Raw genomic sequence first — 21,439 nt, 5'->3', positions numbered from 1 at the left:
GTGTCGACTTTTGTTCCCACAATCACCTCCGACGTCCTCGAGGGAAAGGTCGCACTGATCACCGGCGGGGCGCAGGGTATCGGTAGAGCTACCGCTCAGACCCTCGCAGCCAACGGCGCCACGGTGTGCATCGCCGATGTCGACCCTGATCGCGCGCAGGAAGCCCAGAGTGCGATCGGTGGCGACACCACCATATTTACCGACGACCTGACCGACCCGGCTGTCCCGGACGCACTGATCGAGCACGTGTTCAACTGGCACGGCGGGATCGACATCATCGTCAACGGTGCCGGCTACTTCTGGGATGCACCGGTGCACAAGATGACCGACGAGCAGTTTCAGGCGATGCTCGACATCCACCTCCTTGCACCGTTTCGAATTCTGCGGGCCGCGGCCCCTCATTTCCGGGACTCGGCGGCAGTGGGCGCGAGTGCACGGAAAGTGGTGAATGTGTCGTCCTTGGCGGCGTCGTTCGGTCCCTTGGGTGCCGGCAACTACGCGGCAGCAAAGGCTGGCCTGATCGGGTTGACGAAAACCCTGGCATCGGAATGGGGTCGGTACAACGTCACGGTCAACGCCGTGGCGTTCGGGATCATCCAGACACGTTTCGGTGCGCCCGAGTCGGCTCGGGAGACCATCAAGGCCGGCGGACGCGAGATCCCCTTGGGCGTGCCGGACAAGACCCTCGAGAAGCTCGGCCTCGACACCACCGGTGCAACGGACATCTTCGCGCCTCAGCCTCTACCCGCTGCCGCATTGGGGCGAACGGGAACCATTCAGGAAGCGGCAGACGCGATCTTCTGGTTGGCGTCACCGCTCTCCGACTATGTCACCGGACAGGTGATCGCCGTCAGTGGTGGATCCCGCGGTGGATTCAACTGACACACCTCATCTGGCGCTTACAGCCCCGAGCAGAAGGAGAACCCAATGACCACCAGTGAAAGAAGAAGCAGTATCTCGTTCGCTCCCGATGACGCGAACTTGGTGTGTGCTGTCGAGGAGGACAGGACCCTCACCTGGGGAGAACTCGACGACCGGTCGAACCGACTGGCAGCATCCCTCAGCGACCGGGGAGTCGGTCCCGGCGACTTCGTCGCCATCCGAATCAGAACCAGACTCGAATGGCCTGTCGTGTCCTTGGCGATCGCGAAGGTCGGCGCCGCAGCCGTTGCCGTGAACTTCAAGCTCACGCCGCCCGAGGCGACCTACATTCTCAGCGACTGCAATGTGTGCGCTGCCATCATCGACGACGACGACCCGAGCGCCCTCGTCGCCGCTTGGTCCGATCTGAACCTCGCCACAATCGTCACTCTCGACACTCGGGTGGAGGGGGCCGATTTCTACGAAGACCTCATCTCCACCGGAAGCCCGGAACCGCGGCCCGCCGCGGAATTCGCGCCGACCATCATCTACTCCTCCGGCACCACCGGCGCCCCGAAGGGAGCGCCGATCGGAGGATTTCAGAGCACACCTGATCCGACGACGCTCATGGAGTACGGCCAGTCGGTGCACTTCGACGGTAAGGCCTCCGCCGCTCCTGGCGGTGTCCTGTTGATGAGTCTGCCGATGCACCACAGTGCAGGCCCGAGCTTCACCCGCGTGACGTTGCAGGGAGGCGGGCTCGTCGTCTTTCAGCGGCGATTCGATGCCGAATCGGCGCTGCGTCTCATCGAACAACATCGGATCACCCACTGGGTCGCCGTTCCGACGATGCTGCAGCGAATCTTGTCTCTACCCGAGGAGACGCTGACTCGACACGACGTGTCCAGCGTCCAGTTCATTGGCGGTGGCGCCGCACCGTTCGGTGCTCACATCAAGGAGAGGGCGATCGATCTGTTCGGCGAGGTCCTCTACGAGCTTTACGGATGTACCGAGGCCGGGATGCTCACCGGGGCAACGCCAAGCGATCTGCGTGAGCGACCGGCTTCCAGTGGGCGGCCGTTCCGGCACGTCGACCTGAAGATCGTCGACGAGGACGGAACCGAGGTTCCGACAGGCACCACCGGTGAGATCGTCGTCAAAACCCCGGTGGTGATCAGCGGCTACATCGGGCGAGGTCCGCTCGGACCGGACGCGTTGCTTCCCGGCGGCTTCTACCGCACGGGCGATGTGGGTCACATCGACGAGGACGGCTACCTGTACATCTACGACCGGGTCAGCGACATGGTGATCGCCGGCGGCGTGAACATCTACCCCGCCGAGATCGAGGCGGTTCTCAATGCTCATCCCGACGTCGTGATGGCAGCGGTGGTGGGCGTCCCGCACGAGGAGTTGGGGGAGCAGCCCGTTGCCGCGATCCAACCTCGGGAGGGTTCGACCGTGACAGCCGAGGACCTATTGAGCTACTGCGACGGGCGACTCGCAAAGTACAAGTGGCCCCGTCAATTTCACTTCATCAACGAGATGCCCATCAGTCCGATGGGCAAGCTCCTCAAGCGAGAACTTCGAAAGGAACTGCTGTGAGCACAACAGAATTGCTGGACCTGTCGGGACGAGTGGCACTGGTGACAGGCGCTGGTCAAGGAGTGGGGCGTCAGATCGCCGCCACTCTCGCCGAGTACGGCGCAAGCGTCATCGTCAACGACTTCGATCTCGATCGCGCCAAGCAGGTTGCGGACGAAATCTCCACCGGTAACCGGGTCGCGGTGGCTGCTCAGGCCGATGTCGGTGATTTCGAGCAGGTCAACCGCATGTTCTCGGACCACGGCCTGGGGCCGGTGTCGATCGTGGTGAACAACGCGGGCAATGGCGGCGCGGGTCCCGCACCAACACGGCAGCTGCCGTTCTGGGAGCAGGACCCCTCGGACTGGGAGCGGTTTTTCCACGTCAATCTGGATGGCGTTCTGAACGTCACTCGATGCGGGATCGCCCAGATGGTCCCGAACGGGTGGGGCCGAGTGATCACGATCATTTCCGATGCCGGTCGTGTGGGTGAGACCAACGGCATGGAGGTGTACTCGGGCGCCAAAGCAGGCGCCGCCGGTTTCACTCGAGCAATGGCTCGTCTCGGTGGCCGATATGGCATCACCGCGAACTGCATCGCACTCGGCGCTACCCGGACACCGGCGACCGAATCCCGGATGCAGAACGAGGAGTTCGCCAAGAAAGTGCTGTCCAACTACATCGTTCGCCGCTTCGGGGAGCCCTCGGATATCGCCAACGCGGCACTGTTCCTGTCCTCGGATGCGTCGAGCTACATCACCGGCCAGACCATTCCGGTCAACGGTGGTTACTCACTCGCCTTGTAGGCGCTGTTTACGAAAGTGATTCTGATGACCAATAATTCAGCCGAGCCATTGCTGTACAGCGTCGACGAGGGCGGTACCCCGACTCTCGCCGGCGTACGTGACAGCAGCGGATTCATCTCGTATCCCCCGCAGGCCGCAGGTTCTCTACTCAACGGTGACCACGGCACACAACTGCACACTGTGCCACTGTCCGGCCGTGGCCGGATCCACGCGACCGCAACCGTGCGGTTCCATACCAGTCCCGACATTGATACCCCGTTCACCGTCGCCTCCATCGTGCTCGACGAGGGCCCCCTGGTTCGCGGCATCCTCGATGTCGTCGACAGCGGCCGGATCGGCGAGTCGGTTGTTGCCACCACCACGGCAATTCGTCGAGGGGACGAGGACCTCTACGAATTGCGCTTCCACGTCGAGAAGGGCGCCGGATCATGACCAAACACCTCAAAGAACTGCGGCCGGTCTACGTGATCGGCGTCGGACGGCACCGGTTCCAGGCACCGAGCGCCACCCCATACATCGACCTCGGATTGACGGCGATCCGCCGCGCACTCGCAGATGCCGGGCTGTCCTGGGCACAGGTCGAAAGCACGTACACCGGAACCGCCCTGCTCGGCATGGCCACCTCACGTCCGATGCTGCGATATCTCGGTGTCAACGGCGCTCCGATGACTCAGGTCGAGAACGCTTCGGCATCCGGTTCGTCAGCGTTCCGGCTGGCCTGCCTGGACGTCGCCAGCGGCATCAGCGACGTCTCGCTCGCGATGGGAGTCGACAAGCTGAACATGGTAGGTCGCGCAGAGCGTGACACCGGGATTCCCGAGCTTTCCGCAGACCGTGTCGCCCCCTTCACCCATTTCGCGCTGTTGGCGGACGAGTACATGCACACCTACGGTGCCACCGCGGAGCAGATCGCTGCGGTCGCGGTGAAGAACTTCTCCAACGCTGCGCTCAACCCGTACGCCCAGCGTCAGAAGGCGTACACGCTCGAGGAAGTTCTGGGCGGCCCGGCCATTTCCGGTATCTTCACCAAACTGCAGTGCTGCCCCGTCGGTGAGGGCGCGGCAGCCGCCCTTGTGGTCTCCGAAGACGCGATCGATCGGCTACAGCTCGACCGCACGCGAGCAGTGCGCGTTCTGGCTTCGGTGCAGCGCAGTGAACAGCTCTACGGCGCAAAGAGTTTCGATGCGGAACTGACACGTGAGACCACTCACCTCGCGTACGAGCAGGCCGGCATCACCCCCGAAGACGTCGACCTCGTCGAATTGCACGATGCCTTCACCATCGAGGAGTTGCAGTACGTCGAGGCGATGGGTCTCGCCGAGGAGGGCCAAGCGGTCAAGGCTCTGGCCGCCGGCGAGTTCGATCGCGGCGGCCGCGTCGCCGTGAACACCTCCGGTGGTCTACTGGGAGCCGGGCACCCGGTCGGCCCGACCGGGATCGGGCAGATCGCAGAGATCACCGAGCAGATTCGTGGCGATGCGGGCGCCCGCCAGCACGCCGGCGCCCGCACTGGTCTCGCACACATGGTCGGCCTCGGCGCCGTCTGCGTCGTCCACGTCCTGCAGGGTGACGGCAACAAGCCCTCCTAGACCCGCCAGCACCGCGACGCCTGGCCGAGCATTTCCGCGAGGCGATGCGTCGCGGTGCTGCACCTCCAGGAGGCGGGTCACCGACGTACAACCGCTCGGCGAGTACTGGAGCTCGACGGGCGACCCGACTCGCACACCACATCGAGAAAGAACTGACAATGACCAATGCTGTGATCGTTGATGCGGTGCGTCTTGCATCCGGTAAGGGAAAGCCCGGCGGCGCCCTGTCCGGCACCCATCCCGTCGAACTGCTCGCCCATGTGCTGCGCACCATCGTCGACCGCAATGATCTCGACCCGGCACTTGTCGACGATGTGATCGGGGGCTGTGTCTCCCAAGTCGGTGAGCAAGCCCTGAACATCTCGCGCACCGCGCTCCTGTCCGCCGGTTTCCCGGACTCTGTGCCCGCCACCACTATCGACCGCCAGTGCGGGTCGAGCCAGCAGGCGGCGCACTTCGCCGCGCAAGGCGTCATCGCCGGGGCCTACGACATCGTGATCGCCTGCGGCGTCGAGTCGATGAGCCGCATCCCGATGGGCACCACCACCCTCGGCAAGGACACCGGCGGCCCGGGCATCGCCGCCCGCTACCCTGAGGGCCTCGTCAACCAGGGCATTTCCGCGGAACTGATCGCCACGAAGTGGAAGCTCGACCGCGACACCCTCGATACGTTCTCCGCGCAGTCACACCGGCGCGCCGCGGCTGCGCACACCGCCGGCGCCTTCGACAAAGAAATCGTGCCCATCGCCGTCCGCAGCGGCGAGGGCAACATCATCGCTCACACAGTGGACGAAACGGTACGCGCGGGTACCACCGTCGAGGGGTTGAGCAACCTCGCCTCCTCGTTCCACACGAACACCTACGCCAGCCGATTTCCTGACCTGGATTGGCGCATCACCCCGGGCAACTCATCGCCGTTCACCGACGGCGCCTCCGCTGTCCTGATCATGAGCGAGACGGCCGCCAGCAAACTGGGACTGACCGCGCGGGCGCGGTTCCACTCGTTCGCCGTCGCCGCCGACGACCCGATCTTCATGCTGACCGCCCCGATCCCAGCCACCCACAAGATCCTCGCCCGGGCTGGCCTCAGCATCGAGGACATCGACGCCTACGAGGTCAACGAGGCATTCGCATCCGTGCCGCTGGCATGGGCGCACGAGTTCAATGCAGACCCCACGAAGCTGAACCCGCGCGGCGGTGCCATCGCCCTGGGCCATGCCCTCGGCTCCTCCGGTACCCGCCTGCTCACCACCCTGGTCAACCAGCTCGAAGCCACTGGTGGCCGCTACGGCCTACAGACCATGTGCGAGGGCGCGGGCATGGCCAACGCCACCATCATCGAACGCCTCTGAGCCACAGTATGTTTAGAAGGGAACACTCATGATCGTCAATGACAGCGTCGCCGTCGTCACCGGTGGCGCGTCCGGCCTCGGTCTCGCCACCACCAAAGCCCTCCTCGCCGACGGTGCCCAGGTCGTCATCATCGACCTGCCGTCGTCGAACGGTGAGACCATCGCGGAAGAACTCGGCGACCGCGCCCGCTTCGCCGCCGCCGACGTCACCGACGAGTCCGCCGTCGCCGCAGCCCTCGATGTCGCGGAGTCGCTCGGCCCGCTGCGTGTCGCCGTCAACTGCGCCGGCATCGGACCGGCAGCGAAAACGGTGAGCAGCAAAGGAGCCTTCCCACTCGATCTCTTCACCAAGGTCGTCAACGTCAACCTCGTCGGCACCTTCAACGTTCTACGTCTTGCCGCCGAGCGCATTTCGAAGACGGAGCCGATCGACGGCGAGCGCGGCGTCATCGTCAACACCGCCTCGGTCGCCGCGTTCGACGGCCAGATCGGCCAGGCCGCGTACTCCGCATCCAAGGGCGGCGTCGTCGGGATGACCCTGCCGATCGCGCGGGACCTCGCGTCGCTGCTGATCCGCGTGAACACCATCGCCCCGGGCCTGTTCAAGACCCCGCTGCTCGCATCACTGCCCGAGGAAGCTCAGAAGTCCCTCGGCGGGCAGGTGCCGCATCCGTCGCGTCTCGGCGACCCAGCCGAGTACGGCGCCTTGGTCGCGCACATCGTGTCGAACCCGATGCTCAACGGTGAGACCATCCGTCTCGACGGCGCCATCCGCATGGCCCCGCGCTGAATTCATCTCTCTCACACAGGACATCATGAAACGCTCGATTTACGACCAGGACCACGAGGACTTCCGCAGCAGCGTCAAGGCCTTCATCGCCAAACACATCACCCCGAACATCGAACGGTGGGATTCGGAAGGGTTCATCGACCGTGACGCCTGGAAGGCGGCCGGTGAAGCAGGACTGCTCGGGATCTCCGTGCCTGGTGAGTACGGCGGCGGCGGAATACCCGATTTCCGGTTCCGGATGGTCCAGATGGAGGAGTTCGCTGCCGTCGGCGCCAACTCGTTCAACGCCGGCACCAGTGTCCAGGACGATCTGGTCATTCCGTACCTGGTCGATCTCGGAACACATGAGCAGAAGCAGCGTTGGTTGCCGTCGTTGTGTGATGGCACGGCCATCGGCGCTATGGCGATGACCGAACCGGGCGCCGGAAGCGATCTCCAGGGCATTCGAACCACTGCCACACGTGATGGTGACGATTGGGTACTGCAGGGCTCGAAGATCTTCATCACCAACGGAATCGCGGCGGACGTGGTGATCGTCTTGGCCAAGACCACCCATGGTGCAGGCTCCCGCGGCATGAGCCTGTTCCTCGTGCCGACGACCGCGCCCGGGTTCCGGCGCGGGCGCAAACTCGAGAAACTGGGGCTGCGCAGCAATGACACTGCCGAACTGTTCTTCGATGATCTGCGACTGCCCGCCGACAGTCTTCTCGGTCACGAGGGCAAGGGTTTCGTTCATGTGATGGAACGGCTTCCGCGTGAGCGCATGTCCATCGCTGCCACCGCTGTGGCTGCTGCGGCGGCAGCGTTCGAGTGGACACGGACGTACTGTTTCGAGCGACACGCGTTCGGCCAGCCCATCGGTAACTTCCAGGCCACGCGATTCACCTTGGCCGAGATCGCGACCGACCTCGAGGCGGGTACCTCGCTTCTCGACCGCGCCACCGTATTGCTCAACGCCGGTGAGCTTTCCGCCGTCGACGCAGCACAGGCCAAGTACTGGCTCTCGGACATGCACAACAAAATCGTGGACCGCTGCCTGCAGTTGCACGGCGGATACGGCTACATGCTCGAATACCCGATCGCCAAGGCGTATGCCGATGCCCGCATCCTGCCGATCTACGGCGGTACCAACGAGATCATGAAAGAGATCATCGGCCGAGACATCGCACACCGCGCAACCCATTGACGTCCTACCGCAAAGATCTGAGGACCGCTGTGTCAGAACCCTATTCACCAAACAGCACACTGCTGGACCTCACCGGCGGTGCTGGCCGGCTCGCTGTAGAGTTGTGGGACAACCCTGACGACCACAGCACGCTCATCCTGCTCTCCCACGGAGGCGCACAGACTCGCCACTCTTGGCGACGCACCGCCGAGCGCCTCTACTCCGACGGATGGACTGTTTCCACCTTCGATGCCCGCGGTCACGGCGACAGCGGATGGTCGGAGTCGGGAAACTACAACTTCACAGACCTCGCTGACGACGTGGTCGATATCATCGACCAGCTCAACCGGGTGCTCAGCTCCGCTCAGGATCAGCCGCCGACACCCCGCAAAGTCATTCTCGTCGGCGCATCCATGGGCGGAGCAGCGGGCCTCATCGCGCAGGCACGAAACCCACATCTGGCGACGGCTCTGGTCCTGGTCGATGTCACCCCCCGGGTCGAACTCGAAGGACTCGAACGAATTCTCCAGTTCGTCACGGCCGCTCCCGACGGCTTCGACAACCTGGAGCAGGTAGCGGCCGCGGTCACCGCCTACAACCCGACCCGACCCACCCCGCCGCGGATCGAAGGCCTGCGCAAAAACCTGCGCACCCGCGACGGACGCCTGCACTGGCACTGGGATCCGAAGTTCTTCTCCGGCGGTAAGGAAGGTGACGACATCGACCTCGCCCAACAGCTCGAACAAGCCGCCGCAGCCATCACCACACCAACCCTGCTCATCCGCGGATCCCGCTCCGACATCGTCACCGACGAAGGCGTGAACACGCTCCGACGGCTCATGCCGCACGCGCAGGTCAGCACTGTGCTCGGCGCCGCCCACATGGTCGCTGGAGACGACAACGACCAATTCACAACAGAACTCGGGGAATTCCTGCGCCAGCACAGTCGGCAGGAAGAACAAAAGTAGCGCCGCAGCGCACCACGACCACGGCTCGCCCTGTCGGAGAAGGAGATCCATCAGTGACCACGACCACCACGGCTTCGTCCAGCGAACAAGGCCCGGGAAGCCCAGGAGTGACCCTCACAATTGACGGTCGCACCGCGATTGTGCAGCTCAACCGGCCCAGAAAGCTCAACGCGCTCAACGTAGAGATGCTTGAGGCCCTCGTGACCGCGGGCCAGTCGCTCATGGCTCAGCCAGAGGTTGCTGCAGTGCTGCTCTGTGGCGCCGGGCGCAGCTTCTGCGCCGGACTCGACCTACAACAGATCGAGCAGATGCGTGCCGGAACCGCCGACGCGGTGCAGCTCGGCGATCGGCTAGGAGCAGCACGAGCCTTGGCGCAGAAAGCAGTTCATGTGTGGTCAATGGTGCCGGTACCAGTAGTAGCCGCAGTCCAAGGTGTTGCATTCGGCGGAGGACTCCAGCTCGCATTGGGTGCGGACATCAGGGTCGTTGCACCCGACGCCCGGCTTGCCGCCTTGGAAATCCAATGGGGTCTGGTACCTGACATGGCCGGCACACAACTGCTGCCTGAGCTGGTGGGCCGCGATGTCGCCAAGGACATGATCTTCACCGGCCGCGAAGTGTCCGGGACTGAGGCCCGCGACCTCGGCTTGGCAACTCGCATCGCGATCGATCCTGTTGCTGCCGGAATTGAACTCGTAGAGCAGCTGGCATCCCGAAGCCGCACCGCCTTGAGTCATGCAAAACGTCTAATCGACGCCGCCGGCCGGGTCGAGCTGGCGATCGGCCTCGACGCCGAGCAGGTCGCTATCGCGGAACTGATCGGCTCAGAAGAACAAAGCCGCATCGTCACCGACCGGCTCAGCCGAGTGCACCGACGCTAACCCCGTCCGTGGTCGGCTCGACGCCGGCAGGACCACGATCAGCAGGGATCGGTAAACCGCCTGGAATTCGAATCCCTCATCGCGGCAACCCTTTACCGGGCGGCCGCGTCGACACGCCAGCCCTTACCGATGGGGGCATGACTCATCCAAACCAGCTCTCGCGCCTCTGCCTGACCACTGTTCCTTCACTTTGTTCTGCCACTTGCTCGGGTATCTACCCACGGCGCTGCGTACCCGGGTGCTAGTGTCTTCGTCCACTCCGAAGCTTCCTGCGATCCGCATTAGCCGCTGATATGCCTCGGGCTGCCGTTTATCCAATACCAGGCTCTGACGACCTTCCGGGCATGTCACTACCTATCTGACATCGTTTGGTAGGGGCATACTTTTCGGTGCGGACTGCTGGCGATTATGCCGATCTTCGACCATTATCCTGGTCAGCGCTTCATTAGTCTCGAACTTGCGTGAGGGGTCGCTGCCGGGCTGATTGGTTCGCCGGTTATGTTTCACGGTCCGATTCTGTGGGTGGCGCACTGCGGCGGAATGTGCCCGTTTGCACTCGGGAATCCGATGGCCGCTTCGCTGATGCAGGCCATTCCGTTGGTTGTGTGATTACGGCCCGTCAGTAGGTAGGACCGAGTCGGCGAGCACAGGGCTGTGGGTGTGCCACTGCCCATAGAGGGCGATGTACAGCACGTTCGGTGAGTCTGACGGTGCTTTAGGTTGCTCGTACGGGGCCCAGTCCGGGATGGAGTCTCGTATGTCGAGGTTGACTACGCCCCTGAATGTCTTGGCCATTGTCTGCTCCTCATGTCGGGGTTCCCCCCACCCATCAACTACATCACCATCACCGCGGCGTGGCCAGGGCTTGCAATCTCCTGCTACTCGAACAACGCGGTGCAAGCCCTCCACGAGTCGTGAGGAGCGACCCGGGTCGGTGGTGGATGCATTGAGAACGCAACGAGAGGAGCGTTCGTTTATGACGATTTATATTGGGCTGCATGTGAATTGATTGAGTCGACCGATCGATAGCTGCCGCGAACCTGATGTAGTCGAATAGTCACAAGCATGTGGCCGCTACAAATTTTGGGTCAGGTACTCTGCTGCCGATTCTATTCGTCTGTGCGGCGGTAGATTTGCGATGCACCCGCAACTCCGGGCTTGCGTAACAGTCGACGGTTGACCGCACGGGCGGCAGTTCCGGACACCGTTCGCGGGAAGGGGCGTCCGGGGTGCTGAGTCGTGATCGGGGCCGACAAGGGGCGTGCCGTCCAGTTCGTGGGCCATGGTGTCGCCGTGAAGTCCGTAGGTTCATCGAAATTCTGGGCCGTGCCACTTCGGGCACCGAAAGAGTGCGAATTGACAAGTTCTTGGCGGCGACGTCGACCTGGAGTGAGCCGTCGACGAGAGACAGCACCAATGTGTCGATCTCCTCGAGCAGTGTGGCCGACCCGCTGTCGCACGCGTCGCAGGCGCAGTCGGGAATCGACGCCAAGCACACAGCTGGGTCGCCTGCGCTGATCGACACGTTGAACGGATGATTGCTGTCCACCGGTGAGTGCGTCGTCAATACCAGTGGAATGGCGCCGCTACTCGCAGGTTGGAGAACGGTGTCTGCTCCGCCGGAATCGAAGGGGCGGAGCGCCCACCGTACGGGTGATGCTTCTTGCGCCCAGCCTCGGTCGAGGAGAACCTTTGTCCATGCCTGTGCTCTGGCGACCACGATCAGGTACTTCTCCGGATTGGAGGCACGCTCGTAGGCCGCCTCGTCCGGATCGAGGCCATCCTCATATGGGTTCGGCCATCCGGGAGTCTGCGCGCCGGTGACCGCGAATGCCGCATCGACGTCGACGAGCAGTTCGCAGATCTCATGCGAGAGCACCGAAGTATTTCCGCCCCAACCGGATTCGTGCACGCTGCGGACGGCCTCGTTGTAACGCTCCCACCACGACTTTGCCGGATCTATAGCCACCCGAGGGACACTACCCGTCATCGGGTAGCTCATTCTCGACTGAGGGCGTGGCCAGTCAATGGTGCCAGGTACTTTGGTCTTCGATGAGTTGGGCGGCAGAGTTCAGGAACCGACGCTCGGTGCAGCCGTGACCGTTCCGGAATCGCCGAATATCGGTGCGGCGATACCCGTGGCCTCGGGGTCGACTTCGGCGATGGTGACGCTGTACTGGACTGCTCGATCTCTGCTCACTCGGCGAGATGCTCGACTCAGTTGCCTGCTCGCGCAAGCAAATCGCGAGCGGGCGCGCTTCCGTCGAGTAAGCGGGTGGTGCGCTGCTTGATCTTCCACTCGCCCGAGATCTTCACGAGATCGAACCGGTTCGCCGCGACACGCCAGACACGGAACGAATCTTCGCCTTCGTTGCGGCGTAGCAATTGAGAATGGCCCGTCGCAGTAGCCTTGTCGCCGTCGACGACGATGTTGAGCGGGGCGAGAATATGGCCGCAACCGGTATTGATGTAGTCCTGGTGGGGTGTGGTGCGGACCATCTCGGCGATCTCGGCTCGACCGTTCAGAGTGCGAATATCGATGTCGTACACGGCATCCTCGGTCCACATAGCCCCGACTTTGTCCGCCTCTCCGGCATCGACGGCGGGACCGTACGCCGTGACGAGTTTCTGGATTGCAATCTCGTCTTCGAGTATTTGCACTCGTTCGATGAGTGAGTGGACCAGCGCGGTGATATCGGTCATCGGATCTCCTTGGTGTGGTTAGGTGTTGCAGCCGACCTCGGGTAGAACATGCACGTATGGCAACGAATTCGATGTTGCGTTCCGGACAGTAGCAAGGCAGAGCGAAACTGCGCTGCGGATGTCGGAGACCGGGATGGGGTCGGAGTCGACGACTGTTCCCGACAAGTATTTGCCCATCTACGTCCCGGTGAATGGACTACGCAACGCCGAGCAGCCGAGTTCGGTGTACTTCAGAGCTATCCACCTGGTAGGGAACATCATTGAGAGCCACGAGTGGTCCCACCTGCAGATAGAGCTGGGCGCCTGACCAATGTGATTGATCAGGCGCCCAGATTGTTGTGGCACAACGCGTATCTCGACCATCGGACACGGAGAAATCGTCGTAACACGGGCAGCGCTCGAGCTGCCCGATCGTCCTATGCGGAGCTAACCCTCACCTAGGACTGCGAGTCTGCGGCGATTCCGTGTCGGAGGCGGGTGATCTCGTTGCGTGCTTCGACAACTTCGGGACTGTCGAGGCCCTTGCTGACAGCGAGGTCCCCACACAGATCCAACGCAGCGCGAACGATGTGACGTCGTTGGCGGCGCTCCGCGCGGGTCTGTGCGGCTTTGACGTAAGCGCGCTGTTGTCGCCACCCACCGGCAGCAGTCACTTCGTCATCGGTCAATACTCCGGATTCGATTTCCGGAGCGAGAACATCACGGACGAAATGGGATTCGCGTGGGTGGGCCCAGACAAACGCGATCCACAGCGCTGTCAATGCGAAGATGACGTCGCCGATCATGATGACCACCACGATGGATTTGTTGCCGCCGGCGAGTGCCAGCATCGAGTCCCATACGCCGTGAATCAGAATCGGGGCCACGATCAACGCCAACCCGCGTCCGATTCTGCGAGGTTGGGCCGGTGTGCCGATCAGATAGATAACTCCGGCACAGAATAGTGCGGTGAAGAGAGGATGCGAAACGATGTCGGAGTATGTGCGAAGCGCAATAGAACCGATCAGCCCGTCGGTTTGGTGGGCACCGAAGCCTTGTGTCGCACCGACAACCGAGTACAAGAAGTCTTCGCTGGTTTGAAATCCCAAGCCGATGAACGCGCCGAGTAGAAGTCCGTCGGTTGCGGTGCGGACCAGTCGCGGCGCAAGCGCGAGGAGAACAACAATGCCGATGCCTTTCGCGGTTTCCTCCACTAGCGGTGCCGAGAGTCCGGCTTGCCAATCCTGCGCCCATACCTGCCCGACAAGTTTCGAGTAGAGCGAGCCGAGTGCAGTGTTACCGGAGATCGCGATGGTGAACGTCGCTGCGGTGGCGCCCCAGACGAAGCCGGTGAGCACCAATCCCACGGGTTGGCGTTCGTACCGGTCGACGTGCCGGAACCACCATGTCCACACCGCAGCGCTGATGACGCCGACGAGGCCGGCGACAAGAAGTGCTTGCCCGAAGTATCCCGAATAGGGCGCGAACATCTGCCAGGCTTTGACCACGCCGACGCCGCACATCCACAGGTATATCCAGAACACGACGTTGCGCGGCTGGATAAACCGGAATTTCTCGCCCCACGCCGTCGCCTCTAGTGCTTGGGAGCGGTTCTCGAGCAGGTCGGCGCTCACTTGATGTCTCCCTCGGTGGTGCCGAATGACGAGATCATATCGGCGATTTCTTGACTGCGACTTGCGATCTGGTCGGGCGGACCGACCACCTGCACCCGAATTCCCTTGTCGCCAACGACAAACGTCGTCATCGATCCCGCGGCGCGGGGTGTATCGAAGCGAATCTGGACGCCGGTCAAACCACCGTCGGTGGTGACGGGCTGCGGTGCGCCGGACATGGCGAGTACCGAGCTTCCGTTTGTCGCGACACTCACAGCGTCGACCTGTGAGAGAAGTTCGTCGGCGGTGCCGGTGAAGTCGTCAGCGTCGACGAGGAAACTCACGCTGCTGCCGGTCAGTTCCACCCGCGGCACGGAATCGGACGCGCCGCGTTGGTCGATGCGGAAGCCGCTGTCGATATTCCAGCCCTCGGGCACAGTGAACGACACGGACTCGGTCACCGCCAGGCGCTCGCCGGCAACGGTCGGATCTTCCGACGACACAGCAGAATCGATGGCCGGCATGATCACAACCCACAGTAGCCATACGGCCAGGATTGCGACTGCGTGCGGAAACACGCGAGTGTCGAACCCGAGGAAGCGGTGATCGACTGGTGGCCGTCGTCGATGCGTTCTGTGTTCATGTTTCGACGGGATACTCCCGGTAATGCTCAAAATTCCTCGTTCCAATTGTGCCGAAATGTGTATTGACTATCCCAGAAAATTGGACCGACGGTGGGTGCGGAGTGCGTGCCGTCACCAGCCACCCATCGACACGGCGGCAACGTGGACAGTCCGGGGCATGTGATCTGGCAAGCGGCCATTCTTCATTTCCGCTGTGGCGGTTCCGGTGTCGACTGGCTCACCGATTCCGTCGCATCTGGCGTGAGTGGACGCGAGCCTTGACGACGTGGTCCTTGACACAGCGTCAGTCGCGGCGTTTGACTGAGACGCGCGCTCGTGTTGAAACGCCCGATGGTGTTCTGGGAGGTCGTCGCATGCATGGCACAGGTTTAACGAGTATGCAGGGCATAGGTTTAACGAGTCCGGGACATCGATGCGGAGTGCGAGCCCGCCGCAAGGGCATCTCGGTGCTGGCACTGGTCGGAGCCTGCCTCGTTGCTCTGGCAGTTCCCCAGACAGCCAGTAGCGAACCGGCCGCAGAGACCGTCGACACCGGGTTCGCGATCCCGTTTTCCGGGGCCCCTGGCTACGAGCACCTGGCACCGACGCAGATGACCAGCCCCGGTCAGCTGAACCAGCCACTCGGTCAACAAGCGGCAGACGAGATTGCCGCCCAGATCGGGCTGGACAGTGAGGATGCGTTGTCGGAGCAGCAATATCACGACCTCGTCACGGGTGGCGGGGTCGGCGGCAGTCTCGAAGCTGCCGAGGTGATCGATGCATGCGCCTGGATCCTCACCAATACGAACGGGCGTCCCCTCTATTCCATCGTCGACGGCAATGCGACGCCGTCGGTTCTGGCCAGCTACGGGCTCTACGTGAATACCAGTGGGCTGCTGGAGAGTCCGGCCAACGCGGACGCGCCGACGAGGCAGGTGAACTCCTTGATCGCTCCTGGCGGTTTTGTGGGCACCTGGATGAGAAACAACGGTGCAACACGCACTCTGGTTGCGCTCTATCAGTCGGCCTACACGGTGCAAGCGGTCTATGGCTTTGCCTCGCAGCAGATTTCGGGCACAGCTCAACTGGTGACCAATACCAAGGGCGGTGCGAGCTCGAAGGTGGGTATGTCGATGGCGCCGCCGCTCTGGATAGTGAACTTTGCGCTGCTCTACATATTGAAGCCCTCCCTGGCGGCGGCGATGCCTGCCCAGTGGGCTCCTATTCCTTCTGCCGTCGCCGACGCGATAACGTCCAGCCCCACCGGCCAGGTTCCTTTCAGTGACTATGCGTCCTATTTCGAGTGATTCGACTTTCGTACTGCCCAGCCATTCAGTGGGAAGCGGTCACGGGGTAATAGCAGGATGCTGCAGCGAAAGAGATGGTGGCGATCGTCAGCGCCGACGCAGCGGTCGTCCACCCGTCGAGTCTTGTGACGGACAGCGCTGTCATGATGATCATTGCCGTCACCAGCGCTGTCGTGGTTGCGAATGCAAGCCTCCAGCTCGTCGGCGCCGAGGCTCGGGAGTTGTGTTCTCCGATCGCAAGGACACCTTTTCCGGTCAGAATCGCTGCAATTCCCAGTAGTGCGCCAGCGGGAAGAGAGCATAGCGATCCGAGGAGTACCGCTCTGAGAATGCTCCCGACATCACGGGGGTCTGCGAATTGCAGCGCGAGGTAGCTTCCGTATCCGGCACCCGTGATCAGCGGCCACGCCATTGCTTGGGTTCGCCAGGAAACGCCGGAACGGGCCATGCCCTGACAATATCGCGGGGCAACTCGGTTCGCGCAGCAGATGAGGTAGTCCGGCTGACGGGCTAGGAGCTAGGTCTGACCTGTGCCGGAAATATGCTCGCGATTCCGGATAGCGTTGCGACGCCCAGTCGCGCTCAGGATTCGACCGTCACCTTGACGACCTCGTCGTCGCCGTTGAATCGGACCGCCGGCCAGTATCCGTCCATGAAGTGTGAACCGCACGTATCTGTCAGATCCAGGACGACGTCGTTGTCGGGAAATACCTCTACGGCATCGAGTGTCAGGTCCCGTTGTGCGTCGTCGAGTTCTTCTGTGGACGGGGCGTCCTCGCTGAACTCGAGGACGACCGCTCGAACAGCTAGATGATGGAGGAATTGGAGCTGATCGAAGACGTGGTGCAGGCGGGGGAGCATGCCGCGTACGGAGTCGGGGTCGACAGAGTGGGCAATGAATCCGACTGCCCGCCCGTCGATGTTGCGGGTCAGACTGAAGTAGTTGTCGTCCAATCGCACGCCATCGGACAAGATGTGATGCCCGCGGACAAAAGTGCCGAGCGTTTCGTCGACGATTGCGAAGCCGGAGTGTGTCGTCACGAGATCAGCTTAGGGTGCCGGTGTAGCCGTGGGGCCGACCGATTCGGTACCCAGCCCGCCGGTAGGGATGCGGGTGGAATCGGCGCCGCCGGCACCTTAATTCGAAATTGGCGGACTCGGGGTTTCCCGGATGAAACGCAGGTAGTGAACCTCTACGCTACCGCCATGGACTTGATCGTCTGGATTATCGCGACGCCGATTCTTGCCGCAGCACTCGCGGTCGCCATGCGACGAACGCTGGGGGCGAAAGTCGGGTGGCCGCGGACACTGGTGGTCTCGGTGACAGCGCTCTCGGTGGGTGTTTCGCTGGCGAGCTACGTCGCAACGCTCGCCGGAATTGCGAGCCCGGACGGTCGACTACTGGTGAGCGAGGGAATTGCGCTCACCTTCTTCGGAGTCGCCGCGCTCTGGGTTTTCGCGGCTTGCCTGGCTGCATTGGTCTTCCTTGAAGTTGTCATTCCTACGGGGTCCGTACCAGGTGTGCCAGAAGCACTGCGGCGCAGCCGAAAATCGTGGCGCCGAACAAAGCGGTACGCCCAGATCATGGGGATCGTCGCGCGAGCTGGAGGTGGGTCGGCTCTCCGTGCAGGACCGTCCGCACCTCAGTTCGGGGACGCGCTGGTGGAAGTTATCAACCGGTGCGGCGTCACTTTCGTCAAGTTGGGACAGATCCTCGGCACACGAGACGACCTGGTACCACCAGGGCTGGCTCGCGCTCTCTCGACGCTCCAAAGTTCGGCACGGCCGGCTGATCCCGACCGCATTGCACAGCTGCTGGCATCGGAACTCGGCGACACCCCCGAAGAGGTTTTTGCGTCGTTCGACGAGGAACCATTCGCCGCCGCCTCTGTCGCACAGGTACATTCCGCGCGCACCAACGAAGGCGTGGATGTGGTGGTGAAGGTTCAACGACCCGAGGCGAGCTCACAAGTGAGCGTGGATTGCGATATCTTCCTTCGCGTTTCGTCCCTCGCGGAAACCCGTTTTCCTTGGGCGCGCGATATCGGCGCTCACCGACTTGCCGGCGGGCTCGTCACGTCGCTGCTCGAAGAGCTCGACTACCGTACCGAGGCCGCGAACACCGCCGCGATTGCTGCCACCATGGTGAACCGCCCGGATGTAGTCGTTCCACACATCTATCCCGATTTCAGTAGCGGACGGGTGGTCGTGATGGAACGGCTTCACGGCACACCGCTCTCCGACGGTGAAGCAGCGCTCATCGACGTCGACCACGGCACCCGCAGCAAAATTGCCACCGAACTGCTTGCGTCACTGCTCGACGGGATCTTTGTCCACGGGGTGTTCCACGCCGACCTGCACCCCGGCAACATCATGATCCTTCGCGACGGTCGGGTAGGGCTACTCGACTTCGGCGCAGTGGGCGTGCTGGACGGGGAGACACGGATACTGTTCGCCGTACTCCTGAACGCTGCTCTGGCAGGCGACCCGGTGGCAACCGTCGACGCGATGCTGATGGCATTCGACGTACCCGCCGATGTGGAACGCGGAGCGCTGCGACACCAGGTGGGCCGCGAGATCACCCTGCTCAGTGTTCAACCCAATGTTTCCATGGCATCGTTCGCGCGCATGTTCACCGTGCTTCGAGATCATCGAATAGGAGTGCCGGGAGACGTCGCGGCAGCTTTCCGTTCACTCGCGTCATTGGAGCGCGCACTGCGGCTGCTGGATCCACACATCGACCTCGTCGCCGCGGTTCGCGCCGAAGTTCCCCGACTGTTGGCTCAGGTCGCCAGCCCGGCAGCGGCCGCGCAGGCGATTCTGTCGACGACGGCGGTCACAACCGCGGTAGTGCGGCGTCTTCCCGGTCAGCTCGACCAGATCGCAACCTCTCTCGCGTCGGGAAGCTTCACTCTCCGCACCCGTTCTGTCGCTCACCCCGACGACAGGCGATGGCTCCGACGGTCGGCGAACAACGCTCTGGGAATGGGGGCTGGAGTTGCCGCGCTGCTTGTCGCGGCGATTCTGCTGTTCGTACCCGGCGGCCCGCAGCTCACACCTCAGTTGTCAGGCTATGCACTCGCCAGTGCGGTCTTAGGCTTCGCCGGGGTCGTTCTGTGTATGCGGACCGTGTTCCGCATGTTCACCCTTGACGACAGGTAATGAAAACCTTGCTTTCCGGGTGACGTCGCCCAATTTCCCCGCAAGAGGGAAATGCGTTGCGACGGAGTCAGTCCGGTGCCTGGTCGTCGGGATCGGTTTGCGTCGTGCGTTTACGTTCGGCTGCGTTGCCCGGCACCGCTGCAGCCTCGCGCTCGGCGGAGATACGTTCTTCTAGACCGTCCACCAATTCGGATAATTCACGGTCACGTTTGGTGGGCGTGGCTACCTCGCCGGATGAATGTTCGTCAGCAGGATTATTCGACTGTGACTCGTTGTCGGGATTGGTCTCGTCGGGATTGGTCGTCGTCTCGTCATCGAACTGTGCGCTCAACGTCATCGCCTCCTTGGTCTCTGCCCGCGACTGTACGACTCCTACGACGCGCGGGCATCGGTGCTGGTCGGTGCGGGCGCGACGGGGGTCGGGTTTTGCCGCCGACGGAACTCTACGACACATCCGAGGATTGTTCCTGCAGACTGGGTACGTCCGCGCGCCAGCTTTATACACCTTCGAGGCAGTCTCACTGATCGGAATGGAAAAGTTGTATCAAGAGTCACATTGTTACCGTTTTCGAGCGATATCGACCCAAGAGGAGCATGAATGCGGACAACGGTGAAACCAACTAGACCGCTGGCAGGCTATGTCGAACGTCGATACGAACGGTCCCGACCGGTTTGGCTCATACTGACCGTGCTGATCACGGTCGAGGTGATCAGCGCATTCGAGACGTCGATGATGTACGCGGCGCTGCCGACTTTCGCCGAGATCTTCGACGCCGACGCGTCGGCTGTGGGATGGTCCGTCACCGCGTTCCTGCTGGTCGCGGCATCCTCTGCTGCGGTATGCGGCAGGCTCGGCGATATGTACGGCCGCGAACGCGTGTTGATGGTCGTGCTGGCATTCGCCGCCGTCGGCTCGATTGTGAGCATGGCAGTTGGAACGCTGGAGGGCATCATTATCGGCCGTGCCATTCAGGGCGTCGCAGGTGCGATTCTGCCGCTGTGCATCGGTTTGGCCCGCGAGCATCTGCCCGTGGAGAAGGTGGCGATGGCTGTTGCGCTGATCGCGGGATCTGCCATTGCCGCCGGTGCGGCGTCGCTGGTCGTTGCGGGTGTGATCATCGATCTCGGCGATTGGCGGTACATCTTTGTCGTCACTGCCGCCTACGCCGTCGTCTGCATCATCCTGGTTGAAGTTGTATTGCCGTGGCGCCGTCGGACCTACCATCGACAGCCTGTTGATTTCGCTGGAGCAGTGGCACTAGCCGTCGCAGTGGCGTCTATCTTGTTGGGGCTCACGCAAGGAAAGTCGTGGGGCTGGGACGATCTTCGGGTACTCAGCCTCCTGCTCGTCGGCGCCGTCGTCCTTGCCTGGTGGGTGAGGTGGGAGTTGAACTGCGCATCCCCAATTGTCAACTTGCGCTTGCTTGCTGAACGCAACATCGCTTTGACCATGCTGAGCACGATCGCTCTCGGGCTCGGTCCGATCGGTGTGGTCACCATGCTCATTCCGATCATCATGCAATCTCCGAAAACCTCACCGTTCGGGCTCGGGCTTTCACCCACCACCGCCGGTCTCCTGTCGTTCATCGGCGCGATGGTCGGCATGTTGTTCACACCGCTCGCAGGCAAATTGGCAGCGTCGGTTGGCGCGCGCACCGCGTTGCTGATTGGAACCGCATTGTTCCTCGGGGCATGTTCCGGTTTTCTCGTATTCCACGGTTCAGTGGTCGGAATGACAATGCTGATCGTCGTCGTCTCGATAGCAACGGCATTTGCATACACGGCGTTGTCGAATCTCCTCGTGGAATTCGTTCCCGAACACAGCACCAGCGAGACTGTCGGTAGTCAGTCGGTTGTGCGAACTGCAGCGATGGCCGTCGGAACGTCGATTACGACAGTTCTGCTCGCATCTCTCGTGGTTCCCGGCACGTCCACACCGACAGTTGCCGCGCTCGGTGCTGTCTGCGCGATGCTCGTGGCCATGTGTGTCGTCACGATCATTCTTGCTCTCGGGATCAGGTACGAAAAGCGCTGACATGCACGTCATGATTCGGCTGTG

The 21,439-nt window shown here is 62.4% G+C and carries 21 protein-coding genes and 1 pseudogene; 13 read left to right on the top strand and 9 right to left on the bottom strand.

Features of this window, described 5'->3' with window-relative positions; genetic code table 11:
• From V2B23_RS16585 to V2B23_RS16540, 10 genes are all read left to right on the top strand, one after another.
• Positions 1 to 882 (top strand): SDR family NAD(P)-dependent oxidoreductase, encoded by an 882-nt coding sequence (locus V2B23_RS16585; protein WP_430951353.1) that lies wholly within the window; start codon positions 1 to 3, stop codon positions 880 to 882.
• Positions 883 to 927: 45 nt separating this feature from the next.
• Complete coding sequence (locus V2B23_RS16580; protein WP_430951352.1) at positions 928 to 2,463, top strand: class I adenylate-forming enzyme family protein; 1,536 nt, start codon at positions 928 to 930, stop codon at positions 2,461 to 2,463.
• On the top strand, positions 2,460 to 3,248 hold the full coding sequence (locus tag V2B23_RS16575) for an SDR family NAD(P)-dependent oxidoreductase (RefSeq protein ID WP_430951351.1): 789 nt from the start codon (positions 2,460 to 2,462) through the stop codon (positions 3,246 to 3,248). The genes V2B23_RS16580 and V2B23_RS16575 overlap by 4 nt, the downstream gene beginning before the upstream one ends.
• Positions 3,249 to 3,272: 24 nt before the next feature.
• On the top strand, positions 3,273 to 3,680 hold the full coding sequence (locus V2B23_RS16570; protein WP_430951350.1) for a Zn-ribbon domain-containing OB-fold protein: 408 nt from the start codon (positions 3,273 to 3,275) through the stop codon (positions 3,678 to 3,680).
• On the top strand, positions 3,677 to 4,837 hold the full coding sequence (locus V2B23_RS16565) for a thiolase family protein (RefSeq protein ID WP_430951349.1): 1,161 nt from the start codon (positions 3,677 to 3,679) through the stop codon (positions 4,835 to 4,837). The genes V2B23_RS16570 and V2B23_RS16565 overlap by 4 nt, the downstream gene beginning before the upstream one ends.
• Before the next feature lie 158 nt (positions 4,838 to 4,995).
• On the top strand, positions 4,996 to 6,189 hold the full coding sequence (locus V2B23_RS16560; protein ID WP_430951348.1) for a thiolase family protein: 1,194 nt from the start codon (positions 4,996 to 4,998) through the stop codon (positions 6,187 to 6,189).
• Between the two features lie 28 nt (positions 6,190 to 6,217).
• Complete coding sequence (locus V2B23_RS16555) at positions 6,218 to 6,979, top strand: 3-hydroxyacyl-CoA dehydrogenase (protein WP_430951347.1); 762 nt, start codon at positions 6,218 to 6,220, stop codon at positions 6,977 to 6,979.
• Between the two features lie 25 nt (positions 6,980 to 7,004).
• Entirely contained in the window at positions 7,005 to 8,165 is a 1,161-nt protein-coding gene (locus tag V2B23_RS16550) for an acyl-CoA dehydrogenase family protein (RefSeq protein ID WP_430951346.1), read from the top strand.
• 29 nt (positions 8,166 to 8,194) lie between these two features.
• Positions 8,195 to 9,112 (top strand): alpha/beta fold hydrolase, encoded by a 918-nt coding sequence (locus V2B23_RS16545; protein ID WP_430951345.1) that lies wholly within the window; start codon positions 8,195 to 8,197, stop codon positions 9,110 to 9,112.
• A 53-nt stretch (positions 9,113 to 9,165) separates the two neighbouring features.
• The gene (locus tag V2B23_RS16540) at positions 9,166 to 9,993 is read left to right on the top strand and encodes a crotonase/enoyl-CoA hydratase family protein (RefSeq protein WP_430951344.1); all 828 of its coding nucleotides are present in this window, start codon (positions 9,166 to 9,168) and stop codon (positions 9,991 to 9,993) included.
• A 521-nt stretch (positions 9,994 to 10,514) separates the two neighbouring features.
• Here V2B23_RS16540 and V2B23_RS16535 read toward each other — a convergent pair.
• The 6 genes and pseudogenes from V2B23_RS16535 to V2B23_RS16510 form a co-directional block, all read right to left on the bottom strand.
• Positions 10,515 to 10,788: pseudogene (locus V2B23_RS16535) on the bottom strand (arylsulfatase); the annotation flags it as partial.
• Between the two features lie 262 nt (positions 10,789 to 11,050).
• A complete protein-coding gene (locus V2B23_RS16530) occupies positions 11,051 to 11,983 on the bottom strand; it encodes a DUF6226 family protein (protein WP_430951343.1) in 933 nt (310 codons plus the stop codon).
• An 81-nt stretch (positions 11,984 to 12,064) separates the two neighbouring features.
• Entirely contained in the window at positions 12,065 to 12,193 is a 129-nt protein-coding gene (locus V2B23_RS16525) for a hypothetical protein (RefSeq protein ID WP_430951342.1), read from the bottom strand.
• Positions 12,194 to 12,210: 17 nt separating this feature from the next.
• A complete protein-coding gene (locus V2B23_RS16520) occupies positions 12,211 to 12,696 on the bottom strand; it encodes a nuclear transport factor 2 family protein (RefSeq protein ID WP_430951341.1) in 486 nt (161 codons plus the stop codon).
• A 437-nt stretch (positions 12,697 to 13,133) separates the two neighbouring features.
• Positions 13,134 to 14,309 (bottom strand): PrsW family intramembrane metalloprotease, encoded by a 1,176-nt coding sequence (locus V2B23_RS16515; RefSeq protein ID WP_430951340.1) that lies wholly within the window; start codon positions 14,307 to 14,309, stop codon positions 13,134 to 13,136.
• A complete protein-coding gene (locus tag V2B23_RS16510) occupies positions 14,306 to 14,866 on the bottom strand; it encodes a hypothetical protein (protein WP_430951339.1) in 561 nt (186 codons plus the stop codon). The genes V2B23_RS16515 and V2B23_RS16510 overlap by 4 nt, the downstream gene beginning before the upstream one ends.
• Positions 14,867 to 15,309: 443 nt before the next feature.
• Here V2B23_RS16510 and V2B23_RS16505 point away from each other — a divergent pair, with 443 nt between their 5' ends.
• Positions 15,310 to 16,218 (top strand): hypothetical protein, encoded by a 909-nt coding sequence (locus V2B23_RS16505; protein ID WP_430951338.1) that lies wholly within the window; start codon positions 15,310 to 15,312, stop codon positions 16,216 to 16,218.
• Between the two features lie 25 nt (positions 16,219 to 16,243).
• On the opposite strand, the gene V2B23_RS16500 is transcribed toward V2B23_RS16505, so the two are convergent.
• Together V2B23_RS16500 and V2B23_RS16495 are read right to left on the bottom strand one after the other, a co-directional pair.
• Positions 16,244 to 16,666, bottom strand: a complete 423-nt coding sequence (locus tag V2B23_RS16500; protein ID WP_430951337.1) for a hypothetical protein — start codon at positions 16,664 to 16,666, stop codon at positions 16,244 to 16,246.
• A gap of 134 nt (positions 16,667 to 16,800) precedes the next feature.
• Positions 16,801 to 17,259 (bottom strand): hypothetical protein, encoded by a 459-nt coding sequence (locus V2B23_RS16495; RefSeq protein WP_430951336.1) that lies wholly within the window; start codon positions 17,257 to 17,259, stop codon positions 16,801 to 16,803.
• 165 nt (positions 17,260 to 17,424) lie between these two features.
• Between V2B23_RS16495 and V2B23_RS16490 the strand changes: the two genes are divergently transcribed.
• Positions 17,425 to 19,380, top strand: a complete 1,956-nt coding sequence (locus tag V2B23_RS16490) for an ABC1 kinase family protein (protein WP_430951335.1) — start codon at positions 17,425 to 17,427, stop codon at positions 19,378 to 19,380.
• 67 nt (positions 19,381 to 19,447) lie between these two features.
• Here V2B23_RS16490 and V2B23_RS16485 read toward each other — a convergent pair whose 3' ends face one another.
• Complete coding sequence (locus tag V2B23_RS16485) at positions 19,448 to 19,717, bottom strand: hypothetical protein (RefSeq protein WP_430951334.1); 270 nt, start codon at positions 19,715 to 19,717, stop codon at positions 19,448 to 19,450.
• A gap of 261 nt (positions 19,718 to 19,978) precedes the next feature.
• Between V2B23_RS16485 and V2B23_RS16480 the strand changes: the two genes are divergently transcribed.
• Entirely contained in the window at positions 19,979 to 21,415 is a 1,437-nt protein-coding gene (locus V2B23_RS16480; RefSeq protein ID WP_430951333.1) for an MFS transporter, read from the top strand.
• Positions 21,416 to 21,439 lie beyond the last annotated feature (24 nt).

Origin of the sequence: Rhodococcus sp. 24CO, assembly GCF_050586165.1 — a bacterium.
GTDB lineage: Bacteria > Actinomycetota > Actinomycetes > Mycobacteriales > Mycobacteriaceae > Rhodococcus_F.
This window is presented reverse-complemented; position numbering and strand designations above follow the sequence as displayed.

Excerpts from the sequence above, each read along its gene's own strand:
- V2B23_RS16580 (WP_430951352.1), top strand. The coding sequence starts at position 928 with ATGACCACCAGTGAAAGAAGAAGCAGTATCTCGTTCGCTCCCGATGAC.
- V2B23_RS16570 (WP_430951350.1), top strand. The coding sequence starts at position 3,273 with ATGACCAATAATTCAGCCGAGCCATTGCTGTACAGCGTCGACGAGGGC.
- V2B23_RS16565 (WP_430951349.1), top strand. The coding sequence starts at position 3,677 with ATGACCAAACACCTCAAAGAACTGCGGCCGGTCTACGTGATCGGCGTC.
- V2B23_RS16560 (WP_430951348.1), top strand. The coding sequence starts at position 4,996 with ATGACCAATGCTGTGATCGTTGATGCGGTGCGTCTTGCATCCGGTAAG.
- V2B23_RS16555 (WP_430951347.1), top strand. The coding sequence starts at position 6,218 with ATGATCGTCAATGACAGCGTCGCCGTCGTCACCGGTGGCGCGTCCGGC.
- V2B23_RS16550 (WP_430951346.1), top strand. The coding sequence starts at position 7,005 with ATGAAACGCTCGATTTACGACCAGGACCACGAGGACTTCCGCAGCAGC.
- V2B23_RS16530 (WP_430951343.1), bottom strand. The coding sequence starts at position 11,983 with ATGACGGGTAGTGTCCCTCGGGTGGCTATAGATCCGGCAAAGTCGTGG.
- V2B23_RS16520 (WP_430951341.1), bottom strand. The coding sequence starts at position 12,696 with ATGACCGATATCACCGCGCTGGTCCACTCACTCATCGAACGAGTGCAA.
- V2B23_RS16505 (WP_430951338.1), top strand. The coding sequence starts at position 15,310 with ATGCAGGGCATAGGTTTAACGAGTCCGGGACATCGATGCGGAGTGCGA.
- V2B23_RS16500 (WP_430951337.1), bottom strand. The coding sequence starts at position 16,666 with ATGGCCCGTTCCGGCGTTTCCTGGCGAACCCAAGCAATGGCGTGGCCG.
- V2B23_RS16490 (WP_430951335.1), top strand. The coding sequence starts at position 17,425 with ATGGACTTGATCGTCTGGATTATCGCGACGCCGATTCTTGCCGCAGCA.
- V2B23_RS16485 (WP_430951334.1), bottom strand. The coding sequence starts at position 19,717 with ATGACGTTGAGCGCACAGTTCGATGACGAGACGACGACCAATCCCGAC.
- V2B23_RS16480 (WP_430951333.1), top strand. The coding sequence starts at position 19,979 with ATGCGGACAACGGTGAAACCAACTAGACCGCTGGCAGGCTATGTCGAA.